This is a genomic window from Dactylosporangium sp. NPDC049525 (genome assembly GCF_040676755.1).
Taxonomy (GTDB): Bacteria; Actinomycetota; Actinomycetes; order Mycobacteriales; family Micromonosporaceae; genus Dactylosporangium.
The window spans coordinates 24585-35538 of record NZ_JBFAPO010000089.1; the positions used below are offsets into that span (position 1 = coordinate 24585).

At 72.7% G+C, this 10954-nt stretch carries 6 protein-coding genes and 1 pseudogene; 2 read left to right on the forward strand and 5 right to left on the reverse strand.

Features of this window, described 5'->3' with window-relative positions:
- Positions 1-162: 162 nt before the first annotated feature.
- The 4 genes and pseudogenes from AB0K00_RS53780 to AB0K00_RS53795 form a co-directional block, all read right to left on the reverse strand.
- Positions 163-630, reverse strand: a pseudogene (locus AB0K00_RS53780) (NUDIX domain-containing protein); the annotation flags it as partial.
- Positions 631-913: 283 nt separating this feature from the next.
- Complete coding sequence (locus AB0K00_RS53785; protein ID WP_363538741.1) at positions 914-1849, reverse strand: NUDIX domain-containing protein; 936 nt, start codon at positions 1847-1849, stop codon at positions 914-916.
- 61 nt (positions 1850-1910) lie between these two features.
- Positions 1911-3464, reverse strand: coding sequence for a glutamine-hydrolyzing GMP synthase (gene guaA, locus AB0K00_RS53790; RefSeq protein ID WP_363538743.1), 1554 nt, complete (start codon positions 3462-3464; stop codon positions 1911-1913).
- 39 nt (positions 3465-3503) lie between these two features.
- Entirely contained in the window at positions 3504-5186 is a 1683-nt protein-coding gene (locus AB0K00_RS53795) for a GMC family oxidoreductase (protein WP_363538745.1), read from the reverse strand.
- Between the two features lie 117 nt (positions 5187-5303).
- Between AB0K00_RS53795 and AB0K00_RS53800 the strand changes: the two genes are divergently transcribed.
- Complete coding sequence (locus AB0K00_RS53800; RefSeq protein WP_363538747.1) at positions 5304-6542, forward strand: hypothetical protein; 1239 nt, start codon at positions 5304-5306, stop codon at positions 6540-6542.
- Here the strand turns inward: AB0K00_RS53800 and AB0K00_RS53805 are convergent.
- Positions 6532-7797, reverse strand: coding sequence for an ABC transporter substrate-binding protein (locus AB0K00_RS53805; protein WP_363538749.1), 1266 nt, complete (start codon positions 7795-7797; stop codon positions 6532-6534). The two genes, AB0K00_RS53800 and AB0K00_RS53805, sit on opposite strands and share 11 nt — an antisense overlap.
- 201 nt (positions 7798-7998) lie before the next feature.
- On the opposite strand from AB0K00_RS53805, the gene AB0K00_RS53810 reads away from it, so the two are divergent.
- Positions 7999-10954: nitrate- and nitrite sensing domain-containing protein (locus AB0K00_RS53810; RefSeq protein ID WP_363538751.1), on the forward strand; the 2956-nt coding region annotated here is incomplete at its 3' end.

The following is a 10954-nucleotide window of genomic DNA, read 5'->3' on the forward strand; positions in this document are numbered from 1 at the left end:
TTGCCCCCATTAGTCCGTCTTCGCGAGAGTGCCTCGCGATCTACACCATCGCATATCGTGTCGCGCTTGGCGATGGCTCAGATAGGAACCCGCCTAGAAACTGCTCTTCCAGGGCTGGCCTCGGACTACTCAGGGTAGTCCGAAATTCACCTATAATTTATCTTAACGACGACGATCACTCTCCCGTCGCGGAAGTGAGGCGGCCCACTGGACAACCTCCGTCACCTGGAGGCCGGGCAGCTCGGCGCGGGCGAACCAGGCGGCCGCCGCGGTCGACCCGCCGGCGGCCTCGGTCACTCTGGGTGGCGTCGGCGCGGGCACCAGGACGCGGTAGAGGGCCCGGACGGCGTGCCAGTTGATTGGATACCCTTCTGGGCCGATCGCACCCGGATTCCGCCGATGGGTAACACCGAGCAGCTCCGTGATCTCACCCCGCTGGGCGGTCTCCTCGACGAGTTCGCGCAGCAGCGCCTCGGCGGGCTGCTCGCCCGGGTCGGTGCCGCCGCCCGGCAGGTGCCACTTGCCGGCGCCCGGGTAGCCGTGGGCAATCTGGGTGAGCAGGACCCGGTCGTCGGGGTCGGTGACGAAGCCGTACGCGGCGAAGCGCTGCCCGGTCGGCAACCCGTTGGGATCCGGGCGCTCGGTGAAGTCGCCAACCGCCGCGCCGGGCGCCACGGCGACCTCGAAGACCACCCGGTCCTCGTGCAGCTCGGGCGTGACGACGGCGTGCACGTCCAGCACCGACAGCACCACGATGGACAGGTCGGCCTGCTCGACGAAGTGCCGGACCATCGCGGTCGTGGGGCTCTCGCCGTGCCGGACCGGTCCCCCGATGTCGTCGGTGCCGCCTGGACGGCGACCGTAGACGGTGATCACCCGGGATGCGCTCATAAGATCAGCCTAGGCCGACGGATCAGCGTAGGCCGACCCCGCGCAGCGCCTCCTCGGTGACCTCGGTCAATGCGAGCTCGTCGAGCTCCTCGGGGTCGAACCAGCGGGCCTCCGCGGTGGAGCCGCCGACGTCGTGGATCACCGGGCGGCTGGAGCGGGCCACGTGGACCCGGTAGAACGCGCGGACCCCGTGCCAGTCGATCGGGTAGCCCTCGGGGCCGAGCTGGGCCGCGTCCCGGTGTGAGGCCACGCCGAGCAGCTCGACGATGCGGCCCTCCTGGCCGGTCTCCTCGACCAGCTCCCGGATGAGGGCGACGTCGGGCTGCTCGCCGAAGTCGGTCCCGCCGCCCGGCAGGTGCCAGGAGCCGCCGCCGGGGTACCCCTCGGAGATGCGGGTCAGCAGCACGCGGCTGCGCCGGTCGGTGCACACGGCGTAGGCGGCGAAGCGCTGGGCGCGGTGCAGCCCGTCCGGGCCGGGCACGGCGTAGAAGGACGGCACCTCGGGCACGCCGTCGGGCCGCAGGTCGACGGCGGCCTCGCGCAGGCCGAGCGCGTCGGCGGTGAACCGGCGCAGCGGCAGCTGCTCCGCCTCCTCGCGGGTGACCCAGCGGGCCAGGTCGGTCGGCTGGCCGACCCGGTCGCGCAGCGCGCCGCCGCGCACCGTCACCTCGTAGATGAGGCGGTCGGTGTGGATCGTGAGGCCGCGGTCGGGCAGCGCCCGCATGTCGGCGATGACGTCGCGCAGCTGGGCCACGGCGACGGAGAGGCCGGTCTCGGCGGCGGTCTCCCGCACGACGGTGTCGACCGGGTTCTCACCGTGGTCGACGGCGCCGCCGGGCAGCGACCAGACTCCGGGCGTGCCGGACTTCGCCGACGCCCGGACCAGGAGGAACTCGTCGGAGTCGGCGATGACGCAGTAGGCCGCGATGCGTCGGAGCGGCTGTAACGCTGGAGTCACGTCGATAAATTGTCCGGCAATTCCAGCCAGTCGCAAGGGCGACGCTCACCTGAAAGGGGATTCATTCCCATTCAATAGTGCCCGGAGGCTTGGACGTAACATCCACGACCACCCGGTTGACCTCCCGGACCTCGTTTGTTATCCGGGTCGAAATCTTGGCGATCAGCTCGTGCGGCAGCCGGGACCAGTCGGCGGTCATCGCGTCGTCGCTGGAGACGGGGCGCAACACGATCGGGTGACCATAGGTCCGGCCGTCGCCCTGGACCCCGACGCTGCGCACGTCGGCGAGCAGCACCACCGGGAACTGCCAGACCGAGCGGTCCAGGCCGGCGGCGGTGAGCTCCTCGCGGGCGATCAGGTCGGCGGCGCGCAGGATGGCGAGGCGCTCCTCGTCGACCGCGCCGATGATCCGGATCGACAGGCCGGGGCCGGGGAACGGGTGCCGCATGACGATCTCCTCGGGCAGGCCGAGGGCGGCGCCGATCGCGCGCACCTCGTCCTTGAAGAGCGTCCGCAGCGGCTCGACCAGCGCGAACTGCAGGTCGTCCGGGAGCCCGCCGACGTTGTGATGCGACTTGATGTTGGCGGTGCCGGTGCCGCCGCCGGACTCGACCACGTCGGGGTAGAGCGTGCCCTGGACGAGGAACTCGACGTGCTCCTCGGCCTCCAGGTCGCGGGCGGCCTGCTCGAAGACCCGGATGAACTCCCGGCCGACGATCTTGCGCTTCTGCTCGGGGTCGATGACGCCCGCCAGGGCGCCGAGGAAGCGGGCGGCGGCGTCGACGACCTTCAGCGTGATGCCGGTGGCCGCGACATAGTCCTTCTCGACCTGCTCGGCCTCACCGGCGCGCAGCAGGCCGTGATCGACGAAGACGCAGGTCAGCTGGTCGCCGACGGCCTTGTGCACCAGCGCGGCGGCGACCGCGGAGTCGACCCCGCCGGACAGCGCGCACAGCACCCGCTTGCTGCCGACGCGGGCCCGGATCGCCTCGACCTGCTCCTCGATGATGTTGTTGGACGTCCAGGTGGGCTCGATGCCGGCGATCTCGTAGAGGAACCGGCGCAGCACCTCCTGGCCGTGCGGGGTGTGCGCGACCTCGGGGTGGAACTGCACGCCGGCGAGGCGGCGGGACACGTCCTCGAACGCGGCGACCGGCGCGGCCGGCGAGCCCGCGGTGACCGTGAAGCCGGCCGGGGCGGCGGTGACGCAGTCGCCGTGGCTCATCCACACCGACTGGGCGTCGGGCAGCCCGCGCAGGAGCACGCCACCGCCCTCGGCGATGCTCAGCGGGGTGCCGCCGAACTCGCGCAGGCCCGTGTGGCTCGCCTCGCCGTCGAGGGCGACGGCCATCGCCTGGAAGCCGTAGCAGATGCCGAGGACCGGCACGCCGGCGGCGAACAGCGCGGGGTCGACCTGCGGGGCGCCTTCCTCGTACACGGACGAGGGACCGCCGGACAGGATGATCGCGGCCGGGCCCTTGGCCAGCATGTCCGCGACCGGCATCGAGTGCGGGACGATCTCGGAGTAGACGTGCGCCTCGCGCACCCTGCGGGCGATCAGCTGCGCGTATTGGGCACCGAAGTCGACGACGAGAACCGGCGGCGGCGTGGTCATGCCAATGAGCCTAGTCGGCGCCCGGGCGTGACCTGCGTCTCAGGGCCGCTGTTGCAGCGTTTTCGGCAGGTGTACGGCGGTGACGCGCAACGCTGCCGGTGCCCCTTCCGGCACCGCGGGGTTGGCCGGGGGCACCGCAGGCACCGGCCGGTAGGCGGAGCCGAGCGGCGGCCGCGGGTCGGGTTCGCCCCGGTTCGGCCACATGGACATGGCCCGCTCCGCCTGGGCGGTGATCGTCAGGGACGGGTTGACGCCGAGGTTGGCGCTGACCGCCGCGCCGTCGACGACGTGCAGCCCGGGGTGGCCGTACACGCGGTGGTAGGCGTCCACGACCCCGCGCTCCGGCGAGTCGCCGATCGGCGCGCCGCCGAGGATGTGGGCGGTGATCGGGATGTTGAACACCTCGGACCAGCTGCCGCCGGCCATGCCGCCGATCTCCTCGGCGAGCAGCCGCACGGCCTGGTTGCCGGCCGGGATCCAGGTCGGGTTGGGTTCGCCGTGGCCCTGCGACGTGGTGAGCTTGCGCCGGCCGGTCCAGCCGCGGCGCAGCCGGACGTTGAGGGAGTTGTCCAGCGACTGCATGACCAGCGCGATCACCGTCTTGTGCGACCAGCGCCGCACGGACAGCACCCGGGCGTGCCGGATCGGGTGCCGGAAGAACGCGCCGAACCAGCGCAGCGGCCGCCACGGGCCGCCGTCGGTGAGGACGGTCTGCAGCAGGCCCATGGCGTTGGAGCCGGGCCCGTAGCGGACCGGCTCGATGTGAGTGTGCGCGTCCGGGTGGAACGAGCTGGTGATCGCCACGCCGTCGGTGAAGTCGACGTCCTTGCGCAGCGAGCGGGCGCCGACGATCGACTCGGAGTTGGTGCGGGTGAGCGTGCCGGCCCGCGCCGACAGCTCGGGCAGGTGACCGTCGGCGCGCATCCGCAGCAGCAGCTCCTGCGTGCCGAGTGCGCCGGCGGCGAACACCACCTGGCCCGCGTGGAACGTCAGGCGGTCCCGCCGGCGAGCCGTCCCGCGGGTGTCGACGCGGTAGCCGCCGTCCTCAGGTCGTACCGACGCCACCGTGGTCAACTGGTGCACCTCGGCGCCGAGCCGTTCGGCCAGGTGCAGATAGTTCTTCACCAGGGTGTTCTTCGCGCCCACCCGGCAGCCGGTCATGCACGCGCCGCAGTGCTCGCAGCCGTGCCGCAGCGGCCCCGCGCCGCCGAAGTACGGGTCCACGCCGGACCTGCCGAAGTACACACCGACGGGGGTCTGGTGGAAGGTGTCGCCGACGCCCATCCGCTCCGCGACCGCCTTGATCGCCACGTCGGCGCGGGTCATGCGGTGGTAGACGCTGACGCCGAGCATGCGTTCGGCCTGGTCGTAGAACGGCGCCAGCTCGGTGCGCCAGTCGGTGATGTCGCGCCACTGCGGGTCGTCGTAGAACTGCTCGAGCGGCCGGTAGAGGGTGTTGGCGTAGATCAGCGACCCGCCGCCGACGCCGGCGCCGGACAGCACCAGCACGTTGCGCAGCAGGGTCAGCCGCTGGACGCCGAAGCAGCGCAGGGCCGGGGCCCACAGGAAGCGCTTGGCGTCCCACGACGTCTTGGGGAACTCGTCGTCGGCGAAGCGCCGGCCGGCCTCCAGGACCGCGACCGAGTAGCCCTTCTCGGCCAGGCGGAGCGCGGTCACGCTGCCGCCGAACCCTGACCCGATGACCACCACGTCATATCGCACGCCTCATGGTGACTCACCAGTAAGTTACTGGGAAGTACCAAGTTTGGTATCGGTAGGCGTCATTCCACCCGGAGCGCCTCCCCGGACACCTCCCCCTGGTGCGGCACACTGAGGCGCATGGCGAGACTTCCCGGCGGCCTGCCCGCCTGGCGTGGTCGCCGGCTGCTGCGCGGTGCCGGCACGGCCCACGCCGGTCCGGGTCCCGCCACCGTGAGCGCCGCGCGCCACGCGGCCCTGCACTCCCTGGTCATCGAGGCGGCGAAGTACGCCGACGCGGCACCGCCGGCGTCGGTCACGCTCGCCGGGTCCGGCACGGTCCGGTGCACCGGCGGCACCTTGCGCATCGGGCTGCCGCTGGTCTGGGGCCTGCCCGCGGACCACCTCCGCATCGTCCTGGCGCACGAGCTGGCGCTGCCGGACACCAAGCACGCCGACCTGATCCGCGGCCTGCTCGCCGCCCGCGCCGCCGCCGACCCCAAGGTCCTCGCCGCGACCGACCCCCTCGAGGTCGCGGTCGAGCAGTTCCGCGACGCCGCCGCGATCGCCGCCGGCGGCGGCGGGCTGTCCGGCGTGGAGGACGCGGCCGCGGCGCTGCTGCGGGCCGCCACGATCGAGACCGCGTTCGCCGCGTTCGCCGCCGCGGAGGGCCGCCACCTCGTCAGTCTCGAGGCGGGCGCCGAGCCGGCGCCGGTGCGGGTCGCGGACCTGCACGCCGGGTGGCGGCTGCGGCTGGAGCGGTGGGGCGCGCCGGCGGTCGACGGCGGCGCGCTGCTCGACGAGGTGCCCCGCCGGCACCCCGGGCTCGCCGCGGACCTGCGGACCCTGCACGAGGTGCCGAGGCCCGGCCTGGCCGGCGACGCGGTCGCCCTGGACGCCCTGACCGCCGACGAGGAGCAGGCCCTGGCCGCCGAGGTGATCGGCGGCGACGGCGGGTGGACCCGCTTCACGGAGCTGCCCGTCGAGGTCTACGGCGGCGAGGTCGAGCGGCAGGCCCGCGAATACGTCCAGGCGGTCCGCACGGTCCTCGGCCGCGACCCGGACGGCCGGGACGAGCTCGCCGGCACCCTGCTGCGCCGGCCCGTCGACGTGGAACGGGCCCGCCGCGGCGAGGCGTTCGGCGGCCCTGGCGGCAACGGTGGCGACGGCGGCACGGAGCCGGCCGCGCCGCCGTGGATGGGCGTCGTGCTGCTGTCCGTGCTGGTCGAATACACCCTGCTCAAGAAGGACTGGCGGCGCGAGCACCCGCTCGTGGCGCGCCGCCTGGTCGCGCCCGGCGGCGAGGTGCTCGACCTCAACGAGCTCTACCAGCGCCCCGACGAGCTGCGGCGGCTCCTGGCCGGCGGCCCTACAGATTGAGCGTCGGGGTCGCGGCCAGCTCGACCGGGTGGATCACCAGGTATCCGTTGGGCAGGTGCTGCTCGACGACGCCGGCGGCCAGCTGGTTGTAGCCGCTGCCGTCGAACCGGATCCCGTTCCACGGCATGACGGTCTGGGTGGCCGGCACCGACAGCTGCTGCACCGCGTTGCGGATCACCGGCGGGCTCAGGTCGGTGACGGAGTCCATGGCGATGGCGAGCAGCATCGTGGCGGTGAAGGCGGCCGCCGCGACCTCGGTCATCTTGGCGTGGAACGCCTGCTCGAACATGGCGCCGACGATCCTCGCGACCGGGTTGCGCCCGGCGAAGTCGCCGGACCAGCCGCTGGCCCGCAGGACCTGGTTGTTGCCCTTGATCGCGTCGAGCGCGCCGACGCCGGGGCCGAACGCGATGACCGGCGCCTTGCCCTTGAGCCGGCCGGCAAGCTCCGCGGCCGCGGCCGCCTCCTGCGGGTTGGTCACGATCGCGAAGACGGCGTCGCCCTTCTCCACGAAGTCGCTGTCACCGGCGCCGTCGGCATCGAACGCGATCTGCTCCTTGCCGCCGATCTCATACCCGGCGGCGAGGCTCAGGTCCTCGATCGAGGTGCGCACGCTGGCGATCTCGTCGCCGGTCGCGCCGCTGGCCTTGCCCGAGGCGGTGATGACCCGGTTGAACTGGCTGCTGCTGTCGCGCTCCCGGTAGAGCAGGGCGAGCGCGGTGGAGACCATCTGCCGGTCGCTCGGCTGGATCCGGAAGTGCGCCGCCCGGTTGAGGTCGACGAACGTGTCGGCGGTGCTCAACGCGTCGACGAGCGCCACGCCGATGGTGTCGGTCTCCCGGCCGGCGGGCGCGGCGACGTCGAGGGTGTCGGCGAGCACCAGGCCGACGGCGCCGTCGTGCACGAGGCGCGACGCTTCCTTCTCGACCTTCTCCGGCGCGCTGTCGGTGTTGCCGACGACGAGGCTGAGCTTCACGCCGTTGCGCAGGCCGACGCCCGCACTCAGCGGCAGTTTGATCACCTGGTCCTTGACGTCGTTGTTGACCATCTCGATGGCGAGCTTGGCGCCGAGCTGCGCCTGCTGGCCGATCGCGGCGTTGGGCCCGGTCGTGGACACGAGCAGGCCGATCGCGAGCGTCGCCGGAAGCTTCGGCGCCGGGTCGCCCTTGCCGGTGCAGCCGGTCAGGAGCAGCGCCGTGACGGAAACAGCCGCGGCGAACGCAGCCACAGCGGGCCGGCGGCCGAGGATGTACACGACAGAGGACTCCTTGGGACACGCGGCAGGTGGGACGGCCGTATCCTTCCTGTCTGGTCGATGCGTTTCAACCCCGGTGTCGACCTTCAAGTAATGTGACCTGCACCACAATGACGTGGTTGGACAGATGTCGCAACCCTGGTTTGATAAGGCTCGCACGCTGCTCAGGCAGCGCGATGACGCATGCGAAAGGTGTGAGGGGTGCAGACCTTCGCTTCGCCACCTTCATCGAGGGCTCCCGCCGTCGTCATGAAGGTGAACAGCCACCGGCGCCGCAGGCCAGGAGAGCCGCAGCGACGCAGTGCGTCGCTGTTCCGCGTCCGCGACTGGCGGGTGCCGACCAAGCTCGCCGCGGTCCTCGTGCTGCCCGCCGTCGCCTTCCTGGTGATCGCCGGGGTCCAGATCAATGCCTCCGTGCAGGACGCCTCCAAGCTCGACCAGTTCGCCCAAGGGGTCAAAGTCGGCCGCCAACTGACCAATCTGATCCACTATCTGCAGTTGGAAAGGGACCGAACGGCTGGAGTTCTTGCCAAGTCGACCACCGTTCAGGCGCCACCCGGATCGACTTCGACCAATCAGGAGCTGTCGGCCAACTACGCCGCGACCGACGCGGCCCTCGCCGCCTTCTCCAAGGCGGCCCGCCCGCTGCTCGCCAACCCGATCTTCAACCAGTCGCAGAACCGTGTCAGCGCCGACTTCCAGGACCTCTACCTGGTCCGTGAAGGCGTGAAGCAGCGGTGGCTGCGCGAGGAGGCGGTCTTCGACCAGTACTCCTCCACCATCCAGCACCTGTTCGAGCTGGTCCCCGACCGCCCCGACATCGGCGGCGACTCCCAGTCGGTCACCGAGGTCTCCTCGCTGATGGACCTGGCCCAGGCCAAGGAGCTCAAGGACCAGCTGCGCGGGCGGATCTTCGCGGCCGCGAGCGCGGGCAAGTTCGCCCCCGACGACTTCGAGACGTTCTCGCAGATCCAGGCCCGGCAGGTCGCCGCCGTCGAGCGTTTCCGCGGCTCCGCCAGCCCGCGGCACCTCGCGCTCTACGACCGCAACCTGCGCCAGACCTCCGTCGGCACCGTCGCCCGGCTCCAGCAGCAGGTCATCTCCCGCGCCCGGGGCGCCGCCGTCGGCGTGACCCCCGAGGAGTGGTGGCTGGCCAGCACCAGCGAGCTGGACTACATCCGCACCATCGAGCAGGAGCTGCTCGAGGACGCGATCGAGGGCGCCGCCAACCGCAGCACCGCGCAGCGCACCGACGCCATCGTGGCCACCTCGGTGATCGTCCTGGTCATGCTCATCGCGCTGCTGCTGTCCTGGCTCATCGGCCGGTCGATGGCGCGTTCGCTGCGGCAGCTGCGGGCCCAGGCCCTCGACGTGGCGCAGCACCGCCTCCCGGAGGCCATCCAACGCCTGCGGACGCTGCCCAGGGGTGAGACGGTCACGGTCGACACCACCACCAGGGTCCGCTCCACCGACGAGATCGGTGAGGTCGCCGACGCGTTCACCGCCGTGCACCGCAGCGCGGTCAGCCTCGCCGTCGAGCAGGCCGTCATGCGGCGCAACGTCAACTCGATGTTCGTCAACCTGGCCCGCCGCTCGCAGACCCTGGTCGAGCGCCAGCTGCAGCTGCTCGACCAGCTGGAGTCCGCCGAGACCGACCCCGACCAGCTGGCGAACCTGTTCCGCCTCGACCACCTCGCCACCCGCATGCGGCGAAACGACGAGAACCTCCTCGTCCTCGCCGGCAGCGAGGCGACCCGGCGGTGGGCGCAGCCCGTCTCCCTCTCCGCGGTGACCCTGGCCGCGATGGCGGAGATCGAGCAGTATGCGCGGATCCGCCACGACGTCGCGACCGACATCTTCGTCGTCGGGCACGCCGTCTCCGACATCGTCCACCTGCTCGCGGAGCTGCTGGAGAACGCGACGACGTTCTCCCCGCCGGACACGGTCGTCACCGTCTCCGGCTGGCCCGCGAAGCAGACCAGGGAAGCCACGATCGTCATCGAGGACCGCGGCCTCGGCATGACCGAGTCCGGTCTCGTCGACGCCAACGACCGCGTGGCCGCCCCGATCGCCATCGACGTCGCCGCGTCCGAGCGGATGGGTCTCGTCGTCGTCGGCCACCTCGCCGCGCGGCACGGCGTCCAGGTCCGGCTCGACGCCACCGACGAGGGCGTCACGGCGTATGTCACGCTCCCGGCCCGCCTGCTGGCCGCCCCGCCGGAGGGCGCCGGGCTGTATCACGGCAGCGGCAACCGCATCGCGGGCATGTCGCGCCTGCCGATCACGGCCGAGGGCGACGCCCGCCCGGGTCCCGTGGTGATCTCCGCCGAGGACGCGCCGACGGCCGTGCTGCCGGCGCTGCCCGGGCGGCCGAGCACCGGCGGCGCGGACGAGGACGTGCCGGCGGTCGCCGCGCCGCCGCTGCCCTCGGTGCCGGTCGCGCTGACGACCTGGCCGGTGGCCTCGTCGGCCGCGGGCGGCACGGACACGATGCCGGTCCAGCGGGTCCCGTCCAACGGTTCCTCCGTCTCCGACGGCGCCGTGCCGGGTGTTCCGGTCTCCGGGGTGCCGGTGTCGGGTGGTCCCGTGTCCGGGGCGCCCGTCTCCGGAGTGCCGGTGTCCGGCGTACCCGTGTCTGGCGTGCCCGTGTCTGGCGTGCCCGTGTCAGGCGTGCCCGTGTCAGGCGTGCCCGTGTCCGGCGGGCCGATGCGCGGCGCGTCCGTCTCGGGTGTTCCCGGTGCGGGCGTTTCCGGCAACGGCGCCGCGAATGGTTCCGGGGCTCCCGGTGCTGACGCGCCCGGTGCCGCCGTTCCTGGTGGTGTCGTGCCTGGCGGTGCTGTGCCTGGCGGTGCTGTGCCCGGCGGTGCGGTGCCCGTTTCCGGGGCTCCTGTTTCGGCGGTTCCGGTCTCCGGGGCCGCTGTGCCGGTCTCCGGGGTGCCCGCGTCGCCCGCCTCCGGGCCGCCGGCGCAGCGAACGGCGAACGGCGGGCCGGCCGCGACGGCGCCGCGGCGGGGACCCAGCCGGGCCGAGGACATCATCGGCGCGGGGGGGGGGGGGGGGGGGCGGGGGCCGGGGGGGGGGGCCCCCCGGGGGGGGGCGGGGCGCGCCGGGGGGCGCGCCCCGGCGGGGGGGGCGGGCCGGCGCCCCCCGCCCCCCC

What these genes read in the sequence shown, in the direction of transcription:
- guaA (WP_363538743.1), bottom strand. Translation starts at nt 3,464, where the DNA reads ATGACCACGCCGCCGCCGGTTCTCGTCGTCGACTTCGGTGCCCAATAC.
- AB0K00_RS53800 (WP_363538747.1), top strand. Translation starts at nt 5,304, where the DNA reads ATGGCGAGACTTCCCGGCGGCCTGCCCGCCTGGCGTGGTCGCCGGCTG.